Annotated in this window: 16 protein-coding genes; 3 read left to right on the forward strand and 13 right to left on the reverse strand. The window is 53.1% G+C overall.

Features of this window, described 5'->3' with window-relative positions; genetic code table 11:
• Nucleotides 1–404: 404 nt before the first annotated feature.
• The 3 genes from FEE96_RS12200 to FEE96_RS12210 all read right to left on the reverse strand — a co-directional run bounded on the left by FEE96_RS12200 (nucleotide 405) and on the right by FEE96_RS12210 (nucleotide 3,810).
• Nucleotides 405–1,736, reverse strand: coding sequence for a S41 family peptidase (locus tag FEE96_RS12200; RefSeq protein ID WP_138163316.1), 1,332 nt, complete (start codon nucleotides 1,734–1,736; stop codon nucleotides 405–407).
• A gap of 415 nt (nucleotides 1,737–2,151) precedes the next feature.
• Entirely contained in the window at nucleotides 2,152–2,565 is a 414-nt protein-coding gene (locus FEE96_RS12205) for an ester cyclase (protein WP_138163317.1), read from the reverse strand.
• Between the two features lie 168 nt (nucleotides 2,566–2,733).
• Nucleotides 2,734–3,810 (reverse strand): DUF2652 domain-containing protein, encoded by a 1,077-nt coding sequence (locus tag FEE96_RS12210; RefSeq protein ID WP_138163318.1) that lies wholly within the window; start codon nucleotides 3,808–3,810, stop codon nucleotides 2,734–2,736.
• 266 nt (nucleotides 3,811–4,076) lie between these two features.
• On the opposite strand from FEE96_RS12210, the gene FEE96_RS12215 reads away from it, so the two are divergent.
• Complete coding sequence (locus FEE96_RS12215; protein ID WP_138163319.1) at nucleotides 4,077–6,284, forward strand: vWA domain-containing protein; 2,208 nt, start codon at nucleotides 4,077–4,079, stop codon at nucleotides 6,282–6,284.
• A gap of 173 nt (nucleotides 6,285–6,457) precedes the next feature.
• Here the strand turns inward: FEE96_RS12215 and FEE96_RS12220 are convergent, their stop codons facing one another.
• Both FEE96_RS12220 and FEE96_RS12225 read right to left on the reverse strand, forming a co-directional pair.
• Nucleotides 6,458–8,374 (reverse strand): caspase family protein, encoded by a 1,917-nt coding sequence (locus tag FEE96_RS12220; RefSeq protein ID WP_138163320.1) that lies wholly within the window; start codon nucleotides 8,372–8,374, stop codon nucleotides 6,458–6,460.
• 467 nt (nucleotides 8,375–8,841) lie between these two features.
• Nucleotides 8,842–10,560, reverse strand: coding sequence for a UGSC family (seleno)protein (locus FEE96_RS12225; protein ID WP_138163322.1), 1,719 nt, complete (start codon nucleotides 10,558–10,560; stop codon nucleotides 8,842–8,844).
• 161 nt (nucleotides 10,561–10,721) lie between these two features.
• Here FEE96_RS12225 and FEE96_RS12230 point away from each other — a divergent pair, with 161 nt between their 5' ends.
• Nucleotides 10,722–11,540: an AraC family transcriptional regulator gene (locus tag FEE96_RS12230; protein ID WP_171021690.1), complete on the forward strand. Its 819-nt coding sequence runs from the start codon at nucleotides 10,722–10,724 to the stop codon at nucleotides 11,538–11,540.
• A gap of 63 nt (nucleotides 11,541–11,603) precedes the next feature.
• Here FEE96_RS12230 and FEE96_RS12235 read toward each other — a convergent pair whose 3' ends face one another.
• From FEE96_RS12235 to FEE96_RS12250, 4 genes are all read right to left on the reverse strand, one after another.
• Nucleotides 11,604–12,401, reverse strand: coding sequence for a M55 family metallopeptidase (locus FEE96_RS12235; RefSeq protein WP_138163326.1), 798 nt, complete (start codon nucleotides 12,399–12,401; stop codon nucleotides 11,604–11,606).
• Between the two features lie 69 nt (nucleotides 12,402–12,470).
• Nucleotides 12,471–12,779, reverse strand: coding sequence for a DUF4389 domain-containing protein (locus FEE96_RS12240; protein WP_138163328.1), 309 nt, complete (start codon nucleotides 12,777–12,779; stop codon nucleotides 12,471–12,473).
• Between the two features lie 435 nt (nucleotides 12,780–13,214).
• Nucleotides 13,215–14,453, reverse strand: a complete 1,239-nt coding sequence (locus FEE96_RS12245; RefSeq protein WP_138163329.1) for an ATP-binding protein — start codon at nucleotides 14,451–14,453, stop codon at nucleotides 13,215–13,217.
• Between the two features lie 111 nt (nucleotides 14,454–14,564).
• A complete protein-coding gene (locus FEE96_RS12250) occupies nucleotides 14,565–15,224 on the reverse strand; it encodes a PAS domain-containing protein (RefSeq protein ID WP_138163331.1) in 660 nt (219 codons plus the stop codon).
• Nucleotides 15,225–15,855: 631 nt separating this feature from the next.
• Here FEE96_RS12250 and FEE96_RS12255 point away from each other — a divergent pair.
• Nucleotides 15,856–16,869 (forward strand): IS110 family RNA-guided transposase, encoded by a 1,014-nt coding sequence (locus FEE96_RS12255; protein WP_138163333.1) that lies wholly within the window; start codon nucleotides 15,856–15,858, stop codon nucleotides 16,867–16,869.
• 480 nt (nucleotides 16,870–17,349) lie between these two features.
• Here FEE96_RS12255 and FEE96_RS12260 read toward each other — a convergent pair whose 3' ends face one another.
• The 4 genes from FEE96_RS12260 to FEE96_RS12275 form a co-directional block, all read right to left on the reverse strand.
• Nucleotides 17,350–18,846 (reverse strand): UxaA family hydrolase, encoded by a 1,497-nt coding sequence (locus tag FEE96_RS12260; RefSeq protein WP_138163334.1) that lies wholly within the window; start codon nucleotides 18,844–18,846, stop codon nucleotides 17,350–17,352.
• A gap of 3 nt (nucleotides 18,847–18,849) precedes the next feature.
• A complete protein-coding gene (locus FEE96_RS12265; protein WP_138163336.1) occupies nucleotides 18,850–19,866 on the reverse strand; it encodes a zinc-binding alcohol dehydrogenase family protein in 1,017 nt (338 codons plus the stop codon).
• Entirely contained in the window at nucleotides 19,863–20,648 is a 786-nt protein-coding gene (locus FEE96_RS12270) for an ATP-binding cassette domain-containing protein (RefSeq protein WP_171021693.1), read from the reverse strand. Before FEE96_RS12270 ends, FEE96_RS12265 begins: the two co-directional genes overlap by 4 nt.
• Before the next feature lie 62 nt (nucleotides 20,649–20,710).
• Nucleotides 20,711–21,649 carry an ABC transporter substrate-binding protein gene (locus tag FEE96_RS12275; protein WP_138163337.1) on the reverse strand — a complete coding sequence of 313 codons (939 nt, stop codon included), beginning with the start codon at nucleotides 21,647–21,649 and terminating at the stop codon, nucleotides 20,711–20,713.
• Nucleotides 21,650–21,663 lie beyond the last annotated feature (14 nt).

Below are 21,663 nucleotides of genomic sequence, written 5' to 3' on the forward strand. Positions count from 1 at the left end.
AATCTTCAAAAGGTCTGGAATACCCGCATACCCTAGGGTCAACTTTCAGGCTAAATGTTTGTTGCGGTTGTAACAAACGCAAGGCAGAAATTTTTTAGTACCTGGGATATTCGGTATCTGGCTAATTTGGTAAGCCACGCCGTTTCTACAGTGTCCCCTCTTTGTTTATTTTATTGATCTGCCTTGTGACAGTTGCAACCGCACCTTCTCCTCTTAATTTGGCACATTTGCTCTCACAACTTTGGTTGTGCGCCTATGTTCAGGGTCATGCCTCATCGAGGCTCCCATTTACACACCCAGACGAAATTCTCATTGTGTGGCCGAAGCCATCCGGCGACGTGCGTTCCGCAAACGCATAAAACTGCTTTCGGACTACACCTTAGGGGAGCCTAACCTCTCTAAAATCAGTCCGAAACGACGGAAATCTTTGCCGTAAGATGCTGCTTTGCCTCTTCCAACAGGCTGTCGTTGCCCGCGCGAAACCCACTGACATCCATCACACGGGGCCAATGCGCCGGTACGCCGATGCCTTCATAAAGGACGCCATCAAGCGTTAGGTAGCGCTGGTGCGAAAATCCGAGTTGCCACCCATTGGGTAAAGTGACTTCCATGATATCCGACAACCCACCTGATGTTGTGGTGCCCATACTTTGAACGTGCTCCAGCGGCTGCATCGCGAGGGCGAATATCTCAGCCGCACTTGCACTATAGTTACTGGTAAGTAGCAGGCTGGGCTGATCGAATGAAATGGGCGTGTCCGGGATCAAAGCGGTAAATGGTAAGGTATAGCCGGATGCACTGCGCGTGGATTTGGTAAAGGCGGGAACGCCTCCATCTACGAAAAAACTGGCATAGGCCAGTGCAACGTCATCTGACCCTCCAGGGTTGAACCGTATATCCAACACGATGGCCTTTGCCGCTGCCAGTTCCTGTGCAACAACAGCGAGGGCCTTGGTCGCCACAGCCGCGTCGGTATGACCAGCAACAGAAGCAACTGACATCCCCGCAAATGAGATAAACCCAATGTCCGGTGTCAGCCAACCATAGCTAAGTTGGCTTCCGTCTACTTTGGTCAGCCCATCACGAACGGCCCCTGCAGTTACCTTTGAAAACGCAACACGCTCGGCATGCCATGGGTCGGTCAACTCGGGGGAGAACCCATCACCGGGCGTTTGGATATAGGTATGGCCGTCGTCTAGCCCGGTTAAAAGCTTGCTCAGCAGGGCAAATAACGCGGTGTCGTCCAGAACAGCATCCGCAGCAGGCCGCAGCGTCTTCCGCTTTTCGCTCCAATCTACGCCATGTAAATCGAAAAAAGCATAATGCTCCTGCATGACCTGCCATGCCACGTCAAAATTCTCTTGTGCAGTACCGGGGGCATTGGGCGTTGCTGTACGGCAAATATCTGGAAGAACTGCGATCCCATCCGCCATAATCGGATTAAGCACACCAGACACATCAAGACGCAGTCGGTCTTCCTCTATCCCAAACGTCACATCTTCAAGCCAGTTCACCAGGCTCAGATGTGATGGTATGCGTGACTGATGCAAGCAGCTGACCTTGGTCTGTTCATAGACATCAATCCAAAGTGAACTAACGTCGATTACCAGCCCATACCCATCAGTCTGCCAAACTCCTTTCAGCTCGCCCTTGGGCATCACCCAAAGCCAGCTTAGACCAAAACCCACACATAAGAGGGCCAATGCAGAGCCAAATAGCCTAAGAAAATTTCGCAATACGTCGCCTCACATAATTTTTCTTCGGCTTCAATTTGCCAATATTAGAATTGCTATATTTGCTGCAAGTGGAAGGTAACCCTCGGTTATGTGAAATGACAAGGCACCGTTGATAAACTATTGTTTGCGAACAATTCCATTCGAAAAGTGTTATCTGAACGATACATAGAATACGCCGCCCAGCGCCCCCTGAGAACGATGCCATTGGTACGGAATTTTGTTAGAATGGGCGAGGAGCAGACTGGAGAAATGGCTCCTGCTCCAACCGGTTTTCAAACATGCCCTACAATGGGTATCTGCATCTGCCTTTGAGAGGAGCCATTCGTTGTAAGAGCGCGGACGCCGGGCAAGCAAAACCGAGCCGTCTAAATGGTCAATAAATCCGGGCCCCGCGCTCAGTGTCTCGATACGCTTGTTACGCCCATCCGAGTTGTTTCAGAGAGTGGCCATCATTCCAGATCTTGGTCATGTGTTTGATTTTCTCACCGTCGAAATCCATCACATAAACATAGTCGGCAGAAACGGATTTACCTGTTGGCGCACCTGACCCGGCATCAACGGTATGCGTTCCGTGGAACACTGCTGCAGCCATCACATTGCCTCGCTCATCATCCACGGCAAAGGACTTCAATTCGTAGTGCCCATCCGGAATTGGTGTAAGCAACCCCTTCATCCAATCGGTATAGCCTTCGAGCGTTGAAACCTCAGCAAGGGCATCAGCCTGTGCTGAAAACGTCGCTTGGGCGTGGCACCATTGCTTGCAGATGTCCCACCCTTTTCCAGTCTCACAAGCATCAAAGAACTGCTGAGCGGATTGCTTAAGTGTCATGGAGACCTCCGGTTTGATAACACAGCCAGTAATTGGCTGGATCGACCAAAGATAGCTCACTTACAACGGATCGCCATACCAACGGTTTTCAAAAGTCTTGTCCCGGCGGACAGCCAGTGGCTCAACTGGCTTGGGCAACACTCAATCCCAGCTATATGGATCATATGACTATTCAACATTGCGGAGCAGCGCTTCCATTTCATCGAAGCAAACCGGCCAGAATTCCGAAAGAAAACCAACAGCCTCCTGTTCCGAAATCTCAGAACGATTTCCCTCGGCGTCATGGGCCTGGCCAATGGTGTAGCGAAAGTCAGTTCCTGTACAGGTTGGTTTCAGCTGGTACGTCTCAGGCATACTAATGCCCTCCCGGCCCGGATCATGGATACGCGTGGAAAAATATTCAAAGGGTTCCCAATCCGTGACCCAATAACGAAAGTCGGCAGCTTTGTGGGCACAATGATATCCTGATCCGGCGCCAATACGTCCTTTTGGACGTTCGACCGTCACCGATATCATACCGTCCATCCAGCGTTTTTTAAGTTCCGGGGCGGTCAAGGCATCCCAGATTGCGACAATCGGCAGATCAAAATGGCGATGGTAAGTCCAGACACCATCCGTTTCTTCCAAGAAAAAATGTTCACAGCCTGCGCGGAAGCTCTCCCAGGCTTTGGCCAGATCATAGACCTGCATCGAAACCTCGCCGAAGTGCTCAAAGGGCTGGGAATAAGGGACCAGCGCATCTTCTATATCCATGGCCGTCACCGCCGCCTCACTGAACAGGGCGTAACTGCGGATGCCTGTGACATAACCAACATCGGTCTTGGTCATCCGGTGAACCAATATCACATCCGCCCCCGAGATGTCTTTCATTGGGCCAACTTGCATCTCTTCGAACTCCCCGTGGTGGGCAATGATTTTTAGATCCAATCCAGTCACATTGGCGCAGGCCTGACAGGTGCAAGTGGTGTTGGCGATGATGTTCTGCCGACGGGTTGCAATAGCATTGTAGAGGTTCTCACAGGTGGCCAGAAAAGTCTCACCGGTGGGAAAGCCCTGCAGTGTTGAATAGGCCAGTACCGCGTCGCCTTCCATTTTCCAGAACTGCAGCGGTTCGCCGACCTGTTCGACCATAGCGCTGAGCAGTGACTGCAAAATTGGGTTCGCATGCTCAAGTTCGGAAGATGTCAGAAACTGGGTGTAACCGGAAATATCGGCGATCAATAGATAGCCGTTGTGAGTGGTCATCGGACAGTCTCCTCAGGCGCTTCAAGCGTTGCCATGCTTACCTGAGGAACTGAACTGGATTGAATTTAGGGAAAGGCCATCTATTTGATTGCAGATCGGAGCACCTGCTACGGTTTGTCCGTGGTTGCCCCTGAATTCTGGCTAGAAACCTAGGCAGAAGTTTGTGCTTTGCCAATTTACGACGGCCAAACTGTGAGAGCCCAACTACACATGGTCACAATTCCTACCGCAATCTCTCCGTTTTGCTAAGCCAAGGGACTGAGGACATGATCAGATTACTTCTTGCTGCCGTCACTGCATTATTCGTTATCGCACCATCAGAAAGCACCGCACAAGAGCAGTCGCGGGCCATTTTGGTACTTGATGGTTCGGGTTCGATGTGGGGGCAGATCGACGGTACGGCCAAGATTTCAATCGCCCAGGACGTGGTTGGAGAGTTGCTCAAGACACTACCTGACAACCAGGAACTGGGACTGACGGTCTATGGTCATCGCCGCAAGGGGGATTGCAGTGACATCGAAACGATCATCCCCCCTGAGGTCGGTCAACACGGGGCAATTGTCGAGGCGGTAAATTCGATCAAGCCCAAAGGGAAAACGCCAATGACGGACGCGGTTATCAACGCCGCCGAAGCACTGCGTTATACCGAGGAAAAGGCCACAGTTATCCTCGTCTCTGACGGGATTGAGACCTGCAATCCAGACCCTTGCGCCGCAGCACGCGCGCTGGAAGAGGCAGGTGTTGATTTCACCGCCCATGTTGTCGGGTTTAATATCGGAGACCCCGAAGCAATTGCCCAGATGCGGTGTCTAGCCGAAGAAACCGGCGGCACGTTCAGAACGGCTGATACAGCTGCCGAGCTAAGTACTGCGCTAGCGGTGATTGCCACGCCAGAGCCAGCCCCAGAACCAGAGCCTGATCCCGTTAGCCTGCGTGCTCATGCAATCGATGGGCGCAATGGCCCACGTATCACCGAAGGTTTGATCTGGAACCTGACCTCACCAGACGGGTCAATCCTCGAAAATCAAGCTGTTGCGGACATCAGGACCGAACTGGACCGCGGCGAATACGTGATCTCGGTCCTCAGAATTGCTGATGAGGAAACGGTGGAAAAACGTTTTGGCATCGGGTCTGTAGACAAGCAGGTCGTATTGGAGCTGCCAGAGTTTCGTCCTTCGGCCACGATCGAAGGGCCTGCAACCGCAATTGCCGGTTCCACGATACAAGTGCGCTGGTCTGGACCAGACCAAAAGGGTGATCTGATTTCCGTCGCCGACCCACAAACCTCATCCCCCTGGATCAATTACGCCTATACAAAAGACGGCCCTTTTCTGGATCTGGTGATGCCTTCGGAGGAAGGTGCATACGAGTTGCGGTATGTATCAAGTGATCATCGCAAGGTGCTGGCTACTCAGGCAATCACAGTCACCCCGGTTGAGGCCTCGATTACACCACCTGAGACCTTGCCTGCCGGTGCCACCGTATTGGTCGACTGGGGCGGCCCCGACTATAAAAGTGATGTGATTGCTGTCACCGCACCGGGGACGGATCAACGGATCAACTACGTCTACACCAAGCATGGATCACCCGCAGAACTCATGCTGCCGCCTGAACCCGGCGACTATGATATTGTCTATCGAATGAGCCAGAAAAACCGGATGCTGGCCCGTATGCCGGTGACAGTGACTGGCTTGCAGTATTCAGTGAGCGGGCCCGCGTCAGCACCCGCAGGCAGTGACGTACAGGTCGATTGGATCGGGCCGGATTATCGGAGTGATATCATTGCGGTGGCCGAAATCGGAGCCGACAATCGGAAATACCTCTCCTATACCTACACCAAACAAGGTTCACCGCTTGACCTGACATTGCCGCTAAAACCCGGGCGATATGAAATTCGTTACATTCTCGGACAAGGTAGTGTGGTGCAGGCGACAACTGAAATCGAAGTGACTGAGATTGGCGCCAGCCTGACGGCCCCTGAGACAGCGCCTGCTGGCAGCACCATTCAAATTGATTGGCAGGGCCCGGATTACAGGGGGGATATCATTGTCATCAGCAAACCCGATGAACCAGATCGCAGCTATCTGAACTACAGCTACACCAAAGGTGGGACACCGCTCGATCTCACTCTTCCTGCATTACCCGGTGACTACGTTGTGAAGTATCTGGCCGGAGCGGAACGAAAGTCACTGACGACATCAGAAATCACCGTCACGGAGGTATTTGCCACCTTGTCAGCACCGCCCAGCGCGTCCGCCGGAGGAAAGATCGAAGTCATATGGACCGGTCCTGACTATCGAGGTGATATCATTGCAATTGGTGTGCCTGGCGAGAACTACCAGACTTACTCCTACACCAGAAATGGTTCGCCGCTGACGATCACGGCACCGGCTAAACCGGGTAACTATGAAATACGATATGTTATGAAAGCTGACAGAAAGACTATTGCTACGGCACCGCTGACTGTCCACTAGATCCACAGTACCGGTAGTCGACGCCCGATGATGGCCCTAGGCGGGCGGGCAGCAGCCGTTTGTGCGACCTGCGCCAAGGGATCAATGCGATCCATGCATGCTGCCTACACACCGGAAAGTGGAGACAGTGAGCCCAAAGCAGGCAGATTTGGTGCGGATTTGCGTGATGCCACCTAATCGGATGCAAGGCTTGGTGGCGGTGTTTCGGTCAGCTTAGAAAGTGCCACGCGCGTTACAAGTGAAACAAAGCCGTGATTACTAGCCTCGCTGTATACCTTTGAGACGTTATTTTTATCGAGCGCATAGTCTACGGAAAAGACAGGTAGTCCTGCGTTCTGGTACAGAGCGATTTGCGCAAGCCGCGCGTTGGTAGAGTATTCATCATCGTGACGGTATTGCTGATCCCCCCCGTCTGGATCATCCCAGTCACTGTCACCCCACCCATGAAACCAAGTATCTTCAACTGCCAATGCATCAATGGAGTTTGTGTATCGGTCAGGATCAGTATCGATAAGATAAATGGCGTTTTGGGCAACCACCAGAAAGCTTGGGTCAATTGCTTTTCCGGCCTCCCCGAGTTTCTCAATAAATGCGATCATCGAAAGTTCAGGAGAAACGCCAGCCTCTTTGGCGGCTTTGCGAACCAGGTCATCATCATAGGCTTCAACCCAATCCAGGAGAACACCGTCAAAGCCATACCTTGCGAGATCCGCAATAATCCCGTTTGACCCTAGCCAAAGCGATTGCCAGTCTTCTTCCCAATAGGCGACGGGAAAATTTCCTGACCACCCGTCAGGATCAATCGTAATCAGAAAGCTCGGGTATCCTCGGCTGGTTTTTGTGGGCGCGACCCAGTCATCCTGCCAGTAAGCCCGGTAGTCTTCTGCTTGCCCTATATCAACATAGGCAATCAATACCCTTGGGCTCCCATCTGGTTTAACTTTTAGCAGATCTATGATTTGCGGGGTATTATAGGACCAATCAGAAAAATTTTGCCCCGCTTCAATAATGAACATGTCATAAGCCGTTGCAGCCAAAGCTTCGACAGCACCGTCTTCATCCAGTTCTTGAAGCTGGAACATCCAACTTTGTACGTTCGACAAACGCTCATCTACGAGGGCGTCAGCAGCTCGTCCCACCGTCGATTGCTCTGTGTCTGCGAATTCCGACGGCGTCCCTTCCGTCAGTGCAGCAAGTAAGTTTTGACCATCCGGCGCATAACGACTTTGGGGATATGCTTCCAGAAACAACTTCACCTGCGCCAAATCCTGGGCTGACCGAACAGCGTTCCACAATTGCAATTCGGCCCTGTCTTCAGAGTTGAGATCTTCCCCAGCAGCAAACGTGAAATCACTGATCAGGGAAGACGTGTCCCAAGGGGTCTGTTGTTGATTGGTAAGGGCACGTACAGCCACACGAACATTCTTAAAAACCTGTTCAACCGGGGCGTCGGGTTTCATCATTTCGCGGGCCAAAACTTGGGTAAACGGGCTGTTGTCGCCAAAACCGTCAAGCGCAACGCCACCGGGTTCGGTTGCATAGGCCAGAAAGGTGCCCGCAGGTGCCTTCATTTCAGCCAAACCATTGTCACTGAACTCCGGAATGGTCTCAAACGGGTTGCTGCGACAAGCATCCAGTATGACAATATTTGTGTGATTTTTGGCAGAAAACATTTGCCTCAAAACTGACTCAGCCTCTATCGCCACTAGGCCCAAATCAGCCGCGTCGGTCAGGCTGGCATCAACAGGCAATAAATAATTGTTGCCAAAGGACTGTAGAGCGTGACCCGCGTAGTAGAACAGCCCGGTCCCAGCCTGCCCGGCCTCGCGTAAATCACTGCCAAATTGGGAAATCCCCTGTCGCAATTCGGCTTGGCTTGCATCAATGAGAAGGGTGACTTCAAACCCCAGGTCCACAAGGGTTTCTGCAATTAGCGTTGCATCGTTTTCGGGGTTATCTAAGGGCATTACCGAGCTGTAGCTGCCATTGCCTACAACCAGCGCGATGCGGCTCTCAGCCAAAATTGCTCGTGGAACGACGCCAGCTGTCAAAACCAGCAAAAATGCCAGGATACGGAGTTTATAAATCACTAAACCGGCCTCGTTTTTATAGATCAAATTTTCCTACGTTGCAGATCTATTGATAAGGTTAGTGCTCAGATGCCCTGCAACAACAGTTTTGTTAACAGGTCCGGATGAACCAAACTGGGAGGGACATACCAGACCACGTTTCCCTATCAGCGGAACGCGTACTTTGGAGTCGCTGGCGGATACCGCTGCCGTCTGTGACCCGAGCACCACTCTAGTCACAGACATGGCTGTCCAGAGAGCCGCCATACGAACGACCCTGAATGCTACAAACGTGGCCTTTGCAACGTCGGCACAGGCTCTCAAGGCGATATCCACCTCTCGGATGCCAAGGCCGTGTAACCCACGCACAACCGCTTCGTTCAGAGCATTGAGGGCGTTGGAACTAAACGATCGGTTCTCAAAAACCAGGGACGTCTTGTCGCCAAATGTTTGCGCAGCATGGGCGGGGATTTATCCGGTGTGATCAATCATGCCTGACGCACCTCGCGGCTGGTCGGGAAGCCGTGGATGCCGTTGCTGCCAAAGACAATCCCATTCGACCGGTAAGGATCACCGGACACCACCAGCAGGATATCTTCGGGCCGTTCCACTATTGGCACCAATCGTTCGGGGTCGTCCGATATTGCAAATTGTTCAGATGCTAGACCTTCGGCATAAAGTTGGTTCAGCGTTCGTCCACCAGCCACGAGATTTGTGAATGCTCCGACATAGGTTACCATTTTCCAGGCAGGCATGCGGGCATGTTTGAACAACAGTTCTTGCAGCCCGGCACGATCGAAACCTGCTTTTGAAAGAGTTTTGGCAATCATCGGGCTGATCACCACCAATGGCCGGTGAGTTCCGGGGGCTAAGCCAACGGTGAAGATCAGCTCCCACCCCGACTGACGGATCAGACCATCTGCAAGGTACTGCGCGATACCCTCCGCATCGCTACCATAGACTGAGCCAACAACTGTATCACCGGTAAAGCGGCCAATTGTGACCAGATTACTGCCCGGTTCAAAACCACGCTGCTCTGAAAAACTCGGCCAGCCCAGTTTGCCAACCTCAGCTTCATGTTCGACAAGGGCTATACGCGCAGGATGTCCAAAGGTGCATTTATCGCCTGCCCCGGGACGCAACCCGCCAACGTTACGCAAAAACAGCCGAAGAAAACGTCCCACCGTATTGTTGGCACGGATGCCGTCGCGCATGGCGCCGTTTTCGCAGTTAAAACCCAGTTCCTTAAAGATTGGGCCATCCAGAATAATCAGCGCATCGCCGCCTGTCGTGTCTCCGCTATGCTCGACCCCATATTCGGGGGCGGACAACACTTCGGCAATGGCCACCAGAATAGGCATGTCTTGCGGTCGGCACCCGGCCATAACGCCGTTCACAGCGACATTCCAAGTGGTCACAGCCGCGCCTGAGGGCTGGATGACGCCGATCTGTCGGTTTGGCGTATCTGGTGTATGTTTCAGAAAGGCCTCGACTGTACGGCGCGTCGGCGGCACAACTGGCAGCCCATCAGACCAACTTTTTTCGTCGTATATACGGTTAATCTCTTCAAACGACCCGCTTGCAGTGATCTCTTCTGGTTCAAAATTGTCTGCCCCGGCACCTTGGGCCACTGGCTCCTCTGTCAGACACTGGATCACCATCGGTAAGGTGTGCTCCAGCACGGCGGCGCGTAGTTCTTCGACGGATTGACTGTCGACGTGGCCACGCAATGTAGCGACTGGTAAAGCAGCACAGCCCTGCCCCGGCGAGATTGCATGCGCCTGAGCTACAAAGCCCTGACAAACCAGAGAAGCGGTTGGCACCCCGGCCCGTTCAATCGCTGCGCTTGCCCGCATCACTGCAGGTGTACAGGCTCCACAGCAGCCGACACCGGTTATGGCCACATCAACACCACTGGCCAACAACAACTCAGGCAGACGCGCACGAACGCCATGCTCGTCGCCACCAAAGATGTTGCCAAATCTATCGTAACTCACAAACGTCATGGTCGGATATGCCTTGGTCAACGCCTCTTGCAGGATTGGAAAAATGTCATCGCCGCGAAACACGTAATCCCAGACAAAAGCCACTGTCAGCCCATCCAGTTTGGCAGGGCGGCGTGCGGGCTCAAAGATGGGGACAGCGATCTGCCCACCAGGCCAAAGGGTTTCGTATTCAGTTGTGTTTAGGGGGGAAACCTTGTTCATCGTCCTGCTCCTGATTTTCGTGTCAAGGCGAAGGATGGCGAGGTTGCAAGTTCATTTCTTGAACGTTCTTGGCATTTCTGAGCGCAGGCCAAATATACCTTCTGACCCGCCAGAAAACGCTTGATTTGTTCCTGACTGAGCCAACAATAAGACCGATGGACATGAGCAATGACATACCAAAAGGCCTGCGCCTGAACGATCTGGGTGGTACGGAAATCGTGTGCGGACGGTTCCGCAATCACCGCTTTCCCCGGCACAGCCATGATGGGTTGATGCTATCGCTGGTTGATGATGGTACCCAAGGTATCCGATATCGCGGCGAGACCCATCTGGGTGGGCGTGGCGTGTTGATCGCGATGCCACCCAACGAGGTGCACGCGGGTGAGCCACTGGATGACAATGGCTGGTGCTATCGGACAATTACAATCCCAACCGCGTTTGTTCAGAGCTTTTCGGGCGTAAGAAACACGCATTTTTTATGTGCCACGGTTATCGAAGATGATGATCTGATCGACGCGATGGCGATGCTGTTCAATCTGTTCGGAGACGCGAGCCTACTTGAACAGGAAGAGGCAATCATGACAGTTCTCGGCCGGTTCATGGCTGCTCATACCAATGAGCCCCCCCCGCAAAACAAGACCGGAACCGAAGCCCGAGCCGTTCGGGTCTGCAAGGCGTTTCTGACGTCTCAGACCGGTCAGAATGTCAGCCTTGCCAACCTGGAAGAGGTTGCAGGCATAGATCGGTTTCGCCTAGTTCGAAGTTTCACCCGTCTTGTGGGGCTGCCCCCACACGCCTGGCATCTGCAATATCGCTTGCGCACGGCTCAAGACATGTTGTCTCGCGGCCATCCAATCGCAGAGGTGACCTATTCAACCGGTTTCGCTGACCAGGCTCACCTGTCACGTACCTTCAAAAGACTTACAGGCCTGACACCCGGGTATTACAGGCGCACGCATCTTGCGTTGTTGGATATCTAGCAGAACAACTCCAACGATGCAGATGCCAAGTCATAAAAGGTGCGAAAGTGGTGTTGTCGATCTCTATCCGATAAACCGAAATGCCCGCATAACTTCAAAAAAATCTTTGTGACGGAACCGCAGTCGGCAGTCAGACATCAGCTCGGCACCCGGATACCAGCTGCAGCGGTAGGCCTCAGTTGGGTTTGAATATTCGATCTGCATGTCCACCTCATCTGGCATGGTCAGCATACAGGACGAGAGATCGCCTTTTAACGCGGCTTCAACACCGGCGCGAATTTCAGAGCAAGCACGCTGCGGTGTCATTGAGGCAGAGGCAGGCCCAATACCCTTGGAGACAGGCACAGTTCGGATTTTAGGAACCAATGCGGCAGCGTCATCGCAAATACCATGATCTCCAGATATGAAGACTGATGGCACTTGGTGATATGCTGCAATGTGGGCATTATGCGTGAATTCAGATGACAGCTCTCCATTGAAGTAAAACCGAGAGATCCTCCCGTTGAAACTATGTGCAAGAGGGTTGGCTGAGCTGCCCGCTTTGGCGTGGTAGCCAGTGAAAAGTGCTGCGTCGAAACTCTCGTCAAGACCGCACATCATCGAATGTGGGTTACCAGGCCAACCGTGGATAATCGTAACATAATCAGGCAGCCGTGCTGAAATGATGTTGCGCGCGGTTTCATGGCCATCTTTCACCACGACTTCACGGGCGCCCGCTGCATAAGCCCCTTCGCAAGCCGCCGCAACTTCGGCGCTCATGTACTCGCGAAACTCACCATAGTCTGGGCCGCTTTTACGTGCCTCGTCCCAACTGGCTATTCCAGCGGTGCCTTCAATATCGGCGCTAATAAAAACTTTCACTCTGTTTGTCCTTCAATTCTGCTCACGACTTTCCAGCGGTCCAAAGCAAATAGCTTTGGTATCCCGGGTTTAGTCCAGCTCCGTCCAGGGCCATGGCTTAACGTTGCTCGCAGCTGTTTGGAAACGCGCCGCTTTGGCGATCCATATCCCCAGGTCGGTGCCAAAATCGGCAAGCCGTTCATTCGGTTGTTTGTTACTGATCAACATGACAACAAACTGCAACACGGTTGCCGCGCCCAGAACAGTTTGGGCAAGAGATATCATGACTGCAATCAGCAGCATGTAGACCAGCCGGGCCAAAATATTTTCTTCCTGCTCAGGCTCGAACTGTTCACCATGAAGGCGCCCGGCTACTTTTTCTTCTTCAGATTCAGCCATTTGTATCCCTGTTTTTTTAAATTTCGGCGTGCTTTACACAAATCGTTACTGGCCCCAGTTGGCAGACCAGCCTTGGTCACCGCAGACGTTAGATGAATTTTGACGCGCGTGGAATGGAGATCAACATCCAGTTGCTACGTTTCGGAACCGCCCCAACTTCAAAATTTCTATTGCAGGCTGTAAAACGTCCGACCCAAGCATGGTCTGACAATTTAACTGTGGCACCTCCATGGCAACCGGGTCATGATACACCCGCCAGCGCAGCACGAACTAAGTCACGCATCGCATACTCCTCCCCCTGTTCGTTGGTCATTTTTACTGGGCGGCCCATCAGTTTATTGCAATGCATCTTGGTCTCGACGCGGCTCCGATGCTGGCACTGTCAATCAGAAGGTAGAGCGGCCTTTTGGTGCGCGTCTCGAGAAGTTTTCGACTCTACGCTTTTCGGAGCGCGCCTTCTAAAGCTCTTGCTAGTTCATCCCTTGTGAACGGTTTGTTGAGCAAGACGTTGTTCGTCACAACAAACCCGCTTTGAGAGGCTGCCTCGGCAGGATAGCCGGACATGAACAAGATTCGCGCCTGTGGGTGCTGCGCGAGCACCTCATGAGCAAAAGCCGTTCCGCTCGTGCCGCCGGGAAGCATGACATCGGTCAAAATGACATCAAAACTCTGCCCAGTTGCCAGTAAAGCACGGGCCGCTTCGGCATGTTCAACCGTATAGGGTACATACCCAAGACGTTTAATTGTGTGCTCTGTCAGCAGACGCAAGGAAGGATCATCCTCGATGACAAGCACCGTTTCGCCGTTCCCCGTTGGGCGGTCAGATTTCGACGCCACCGAGCTGCGTTCAGCTCCCTGGCTGTCTCTTGGCAGCAGCACCTTGACCGTCGTGCCTTTGCCCTCTTCACTGAAGATGCTGGCATGTCCGCCGGATTGTTTAGCAAAGCCGTAAACCATAGACAGGCCCAGACCAGAGCCTTCACCGACGCCTTTAGTGGTGTAAAAGGGTTCAAATGCCCGTTCAATTACATCAGGGCTCATTCCGACCCCGGTGTCGGCTACTGCAATCCTCACATATTCGCCGACGGGCATCTCTGGCGTCTCGCTCATGTGATCTGCGTCAAGTCTAATGTTTTCGCATTCGATGGTCAGCTTACCGCCGCCGGGCATCGCGTGGCTGGCATTGATCGCTAGATTCAACAGTGTGTCCTCGACCTGACCGGGGTCAGCGCGCGCAGTCCAGAGTGTCATCGGTGCAATCACCTCCACTTCTACCATTCCCCCGAGGGTACGCGTCATCAGGTCCTGCATACCGATGACCAGTGCACGCAAGTCGATTGCCTTTGGCTCCAGCGGTTGGTTGCGAGCATAGGCCAGCAAGCGCCGGGTCAGGGCCCCACCACGGTCAGTAGTTCGCAAAATTTGTCCGGTTAGCTCCTGATCCTGTCCGGGCATATCCTCAAGCAACTCGGCACAGCCCTGAATTACAGCCAACAGATTATTGAAGTCATGAGCTACGCCGCCAGTAAGCTGGCCAATCGCCTCCATTTTCTGTGCGTTCCGCAGCGCCTGTTCTGTGGCCTTGCGTGCGGTTACATCCTCAAGTGTTATAAGAAGGCGACTCCAGTTATGCCTATTCTCCGGCGGCATGAAAAACCGGTTCTGTAGAATCATTGGTCTTCCGGTGCCGTCAATCTCTTCAAACTCGCTCTCATATACTGAGGCTCCGTTATAGAAAGCTATTATCGCCTCGCGAAATAACTCTATTACATCACTGCGCTCCGGTCATGCTTCTAAAACCTTTTTAAACGCTTTCTTTGTCTGTACGCCGTAAAGGATCAGAAGCGAGTCACTCATTCCGCGGCGCACTATTTTCATGTGAAGCTGCCTGAGCACATCGTGATCTGTAAGCCATTCTACAATTTTGACATCACCTTTCGCAGATTGCATTTCGTCCAGTGCGCACTTGACCTCTGACCAATCCACTTCGATTGTTGGTATCGGGGACTGTTCAAAAAGTTCGCGGTAGCGTTCTTCGCTTTGTAGTAGAATTTTCTCAGATTTGAGGCGATCCGTGATGTCGCGTGCTACGACCAAAATTCGGGTCTCACCTAGGATTTCGGCGACCGAAATTCGGACTTCAACCGGTAGATGTGAACCATCTTTACGTATTTGCGCTCCAATGCGCGTAATCGTTTGTCCTGGGGCAAGCTCTTTGGCAAAATCTGCATAATCACTAGCAGTAGCCGTTACACCTACCGTCGTCGTGTCAAGCGCCAGCAGTTCAACGCGCGTATATTGAAGCGATGAACAAGCGCGTTCATTCACATCGACGTAACCACCTGTTTTGGGGTCGACCACAAAAAGTGAATCACCAGCCTGATCCAACACGTTTCTTAGGTTGGCATGGGATTCTTCTAGTTTGCGACCGTCCTCATGCTGCACTGCGCACCAATGTCGTAGAAGAGCTGGAACCGGCCACTACACGGATTTGGCACGGATGGCAGGTCAGGGCAGAACTGGTCGTTTGTCATTCTTCCCGTCGCCCGCTTATGAAGCCATTTAAGTACCATTCCCCAAACAAAGTACGGCCGAGCGGTCTCCCGTCCGGCCTTCCCCTGAAGGACTTCGTTATATTGGGCTCGACGCAAAGGGAGGAGGAATTGCGCGAAATCCGCTTTTTGGACAAAACGCAGTGGGAGGAGGTTACTACGTTCGATCTGTTCGTACTCTAACAATGCTGCACTGCAGCGGGTGCGCAATGGGGAAACACTGGGAAGTACAGGGCAGGCCGAAAATTGCTGTCTTTATAGTATAATATTTGTGCATGATGAATGTTTGGGCAGAGTTGAAAAACTCCCCGGTCGGAAAAACGCTGCAACTAATTAGAACAAGTGTTTTGTGAGCGCGCCTCTGGCAAACAACATTCTCAGAATGGTGCGCCAGCGGGACAGTTTTCCGATAAAATGCACCCAATTGGCCAAAACCGTGAGTTTTTCAACATGGCGCAATCATCATCTCACCGTTTGAAGCCACGGTAAGGTTGGGATCATACATCATTTTGAGGAGCTAAGAGATGGTGTATTTTGCGGGATTGGATGTCTCGATGGAAGAGACACACATATGCGTTTTGGATCGCGAAGGGGCTTTGATCCGGGAAGGCAAGACTGTCACATTCACAAAGGCGATCAGCGTTTTTCTTGCCGGTGGGCCGAAATGCAAAGGTGTGGTGTTTGAGACCGGACGAATGGCCCCGATGCTCTTTCACGGTCTCGTTGAACTTGGCATTTCTGTTCGATGCATTGAAAGCAGGCAGGCCTATCAGGCTTTGAAGTCGTTGGCAGGGCACAAAACAGATCGCAATGATGCCCGTGGACTGACACATTTAGCGCGGACTGGGTTCTATAAACCAACACATGTTAAATCGCTGTCCGCACATGCTGTCCGTTTGCTGATTGCTGCAAGGAAAAAGCTGGTTGGACAGCGTGTCACAATCGACAATCAGATCCGGGGGCTGGTCGTCGTATTTGGGGTGCGGCTGCCACGCACATTGTCGCCAGCATTCAAAGACGCAGCCTTGGCAGTGAGTGACGGTGTGCCCGGCCTCCATGCCGCGTTGTGTGGGCTGTTCGCAGCACGCGAAGCCATACTGACGGCCGTTGCGGCGATTGATGTAGACATCAAAAAGATGACCCGCAAATCCAAAACCTGCCAGCGCCTGATGACTGTTCCAGGTGTCGGCCCAATCACGGCTTTAGCCTTTGCTGCAGCAATTGATGATCCGCGACGGTTCGGGAAGTCACGTGATGTAGGAGCCTATCTCGGGCTGGTACCAAAACGGCATCAATCAGGCGAGATCGACTACTCCGGCGGTATCTCGAAACGAGGCGATGTGAAAGTTCGCACCCTCCTGTACGAGGCTGCCAATGTCATGCTCACCAGATGTACTGCACCGCTCAAGCTGAAATCATGGGCGCTGGCAATCGCCGCCCGGTCAACGATGCGAAAAGCGCGTGTGGCCTTGGCACGTCGATTGGCAATCATCCTTCACGCCATTATGCGTGACCAAACCAACTTCAAAGCAACCTGAGAACAAGAGCGCGAACCGAGGATTCCAAACACCAGTTCCCGCAGGGAACGATGCCCGAGGGAGGGCGTAGGACACGGCGTGGATTCTGTAGCAACGGCTTCGGCCAGATTGCGGTTTCAACATTGCCGACCTACTTCCAGCCAACCCCATCATGAGCCACGGAGCTCGAAGAGAACGAAGGCAACCTCAGACATCGGCAGCGCCCGGATAAATGCGTTGACAGATTAGAGAACAGAATAGGCAGGAAGCGGACTTTGCAAAGTCGGGTCGATCAGGGTCCCTGCCCCGATGACAATGACCCGTTGCGGATATTGATGGAGTACCTGGCTCTGGAACAAATCTCCCGCAAAAGCGGACGTTCTTGAATTAGAGTTTTTTGACCGTCGTGGATCGCTGTTAGCCGTAACGAGTTTCCAAAACAGATATCGTTGCATGCCAAGTTTCCTCTATCGGATCCGCGGAAAAATGAAACGATAGCGCCTAAAGAACGGCGCCAATTTGCCAAGGAACAAATTCAACTCCGCCAAACCCAAGATCTTCACTTTTTGAGTGCTGACCGCTGGCGATGGCTATAAGCGCCTCGAAGATTTGTTCTCCCTTTTCGACAAGAGATGCGCCTTCGGCGATGTCGCCGCAGTTGATGTCCATGTCCTCGCTCATACGCATGAACATATCAGAATTGGTTGCAATTTTGATGCCGGGTGCTGGCTTGTACCCCGAAACCGAGCCACGCCCAGTGGTAAAGGCAATCAAAGTGGCCCCGGACGCAACCTGCCCAGTGACGGAACAGGGATCGTAGCCTGGACTATCCATAAACACGAAGCCTTTGCTGGTCAGTAGCGCGCCATATTCGAACACCCCAGACAGCGGCGCTTGCCCGCTCTTGGCCACTGCGCCTAACGATTTTTCGAGGATCGTGGTCAGACCGCCACGTTTATTACCAGGGCTTGGGTTGTTATCCATTTTTGACCCATGGCGCGCGCAGTAAGCTTCCCACCAGGCGAGTTTGTCCACCAGGTCTTGCCCCACTTCTGCTGATACAGCGCGGCGGGTCAATAGGTGTTCAGCTCCGTAGATCTCGGATGTTTCAGACAGGATTGAGGTGCCACCTTGCTGAACCAGAAGATCAGACGCGACGCCGAGTGCCGGATTGGCGGTGAAACCGGAATAGCCATCTGACCCACCACATTGCATCCCCAGTACTAGTTCAGATACCGGTGCAGGGGCTCGTTTGGCTTGGTTAGCATAACTCGCAAGCGAGGTGAGGTGTTCGAGGCCCGCCTCTATGGTGCGCCGAGTTCCACCCATTTGCTGGATCGTCATGTAACGTAGTGCACCGTCCTGGGTAATCTTGCGATCACCTACCAATTCGGCCAGTTGCAGCACTTCGCAGCCTAGTCCTACCAATAGGATTCCGCCGAAATTCGGATGGCGCGCATACCCAGCAAGTGTCCGCAGCAGGAGGTCATAACCTTCACCTTGATTGGACATGCCGCAGCCACTGCTATGCACGATGGGCACAACGCCATCTACATTGGGGAATTCATCCAGAAGGCCGGACTTTTCCGCCGCTTCAGCAATGAAGCGGGCGACAGATCCGGAACAGTTCACTGATGTCAGGACGCCAATGTAATTGCGTGTTCCAACACGCCCGTCCTCGCGGTGATAGCCCTCAAACGTGCGCAGTTGTTTGGGATCTGGCAGGGGGTGGGCAGCGGAACCAAAGGCGTAATCCGCCACATGATCGCTCATGCTCATATTGTGACTGTGTACGTGAGAACCTGCCACTATGTTGCAATCTGCTTTACCGATGATTTGGCCGTAGCGGACCACGTGATCCCCTTTGGCAATATCTGTCATGGCAACTTTGTGTGACCTTGGGATCGGCTCGATTGCAACGTCATCGCCTGCCGCAAGGGTTTGCAGAGTGATGGCAACGTTATCCACATCATTTAAAAGGAGTGTTTTGGATGACATTAGTTATTCCTGCAGCTGAACTATGACTTTGATCAGATCCGCACGTTCCTCAGCTAGGCCGTTAAACTGGACGGCCAATTCATCCAGTGTGAGCACCGTGGAACACAGGGCATCTGCATCAATCAAGTTGTCACGAAAGGCTGACATGACCCAATCAAAGTCGGACTTTAATGCGTTGCGACTACCGATCAGGCGCATCTCGCGCTTGTGAAATTCTGGGTCGCTGAAGGTGATGTTGTCCTTAACTACGCTGACCAGAACATATGATCCGCCGTGAGCCACGGCCGGAAAACCTGCTTCGATTGCGCCGGCATGTCCGGTGGCATCAAACAAGACATCGTAACCTTCACCACCCGTCGCTTTGATTGCGGCTTCGATGCCTGTGTGTCCCATGTCGAAACCAAACTTATCCGAGGCCATGGCCAAGCGTTCAGGGCTGAGATCCAGCAACGTGACGGTTGCACCTTTTAGGCGCGCAAACAAAGCTGTGCCGATACCGATGGGCCCCACGCCGGTTACCAGAACATTATCACCCTCGGACACGCCAGAACGTTGCACCGCGTGCGCACCGATGGCCAGAAACTCGACCATGGCTGCTTGGATCGCTGACAAACCGTCTGCGGCATAGAGGTTGCCCGCTGGTACCGCCAGCTGGGGGATTAACCCGCCATCGCGGTGCACGCCCAAGACTTCGATTTTGTAGCAGCAGTTGGGCTTGTCACGCTTGCAGGCCCGGCACTCACCACATGTCAAATAGGGGTTTACCAGGACCAGATCACCTGCCGACCAGCCTTCTCCATCGCGCGCAACATGGCCGCTTAGTTCGTGACCGATGACCCGTGGATAGTTGAGAAACGGGTGTTTTCCTTCGAGAATGTGATAGTCAGTCCCGCACAGACCCACGGCGCAGATATCAACCAACACCCAGCCATCTGGAACCTCGCTCACGACGGGGCGAGGTTCTATTGCAAAGGTTCCTGGTTTGACGACTGTACCTGCTCGCATTGTATTGGTGCTCATTTGGACTCACCTCGCGGTGCCCAGCCATCTGGCAAGGTGCCCTTGATGATGAGGCTCAGGATATCGTCCTTGTTGACATCCTCGATGTGGAAAGTTCCGACGTTGCGGCCCTTGTTCATCACCATCACGCGGTCACACAGGTCAAACACATCATGCATGTCGTGGCTGATCAGGAAGATGCCGATGCCTTCGTCTTTCAGGCGCAGCGTCAGATCTGCCACCATCGACGTTTCCGATGGCCCAAGCGCCGCCGTCGGCTCGTCCATAATTAGAACTTTGGCTTGAAAGTAGATCGCGCGGGCAATGGCGATAACCTGTCGCTGTCCACCAGACAGCTTGGCCACGGGGTCCTTGAGGTTCTTGAAATTCGGGTTCAGCTGGCGCAGTGCGTCTTGCGCCTCGGTATGCATGCGTGCTTCGTCGAGGTTTCCGAAACGGGTCTTAAGCTCGCGTCCGAGAAACAGGTTCTGCGCCGCATCCAGATGGTTGGCTAAAGCCAAGGTCTGATAGATTGTTTCGATACCGAATTTCTTGGCATCATGCGGAGATTTAAGATCAGCCTCTTGGCCGTTCACATAGATCTCGCCGCCATTGGGTATCATTGCTCCGGACAGGATCTGCATGAGACAGGATTTTCCAGCCCCGTTGTGGCCCAATACACCGACGACCTCACCCGGATAAAGATCAACTGAGACACCTTCAACGGCATGAACACCGCCAAAATGTTTGTAGATCTCTGACATTTGCACCAGAGGGGTCTCTTGAGCGTTTGCGTCCAACATTTTTCGTCCTATCGGAATCTAGAGTTGGGTCAGCGAACGTCAGTTCGCTGACCCAGGCACAATCAGTACAAAACGTTCTGTGCGACTGGGGTATCGATGTTGTCTTTTGTGACCATCACAACACCGGTGTCGATGAAGTTGGTGATCTCGTTGCCAGCCAGCAGATCAGCGATGGCATTCACACCCAGCTCACCCATCTGGAACGAGCCCTGAACGGCAGTCGACAAAAGGGTGCCGCTTTTGACCATGTCTTGCAGGTCCGCGTTGCCGTCAAAACCGATGGCAGTCAATTGGCCAGCTTTGCCTGCTTGCTCAATTGCGCGGCCCATGCCGATTGCTGTTGGTTCGTTTGCACCAAAGATACCAACCAGCTTGTTTGCAGCTAGAATATCAGTGGTTTGGTTCAGTGCGGTTGCCATTTGCGACTGCGAGTAGAACGGGCCAACGATCTCGATATCCGAGCTTTCACCGATATGTTTTACAAAGCAGCCAACACGGCCGATTTCTGAACCAACGCCAGCGACATATGACATCACGGCCACTTTGCCTGAGGTGCCGACAGAGTCGATCATCATCTGAGCAGCCTGTTCACCCGCTGCGCAGTTGTCTGTGGACAGGAAGGTTTGGTAGTACTTCTCGTTGCCTTCGGCTAGGCCACTATCAATGATAGCAACAGGGATGCCGCTTTCATATGCGCGCTTTACCACAGGGGCGAGTGCCTCTGGATCAGATGGCGCCAAAACTATGCCGGAAACGCCGCGGTTGATTGCGTTCTCGACCAGGGCGACCTGATCTGCAATCGCAGATTCAGCGGCTGGGCCGTTGAATGTCATCGTGTGATCGCTGTGACCTTCAATAGCCGCTGTCGCGCCTTTGTTGACGTTCTGCCAGAAGCTGGAGTTCGTCGTTTTCACGATCACGGCGATCTCGCCGGCCGATGCGACTGTAGCTGCAGTTGCTAGGATGCCTGTAGCTAACGCTGTTGTCAGTAGTTTCTTCATGGTTTCCTCCCGTT

Source organism: Parasedimentitalea maritima (genome assembly GCF_005771405.1).
GTDB lineage: Bacteria > Pseudomonadota > Alphaproteobacteria > Rhodobacterales > Rhodobacteraceae > Parasedimentitalea > Parasedimentitalea maritima.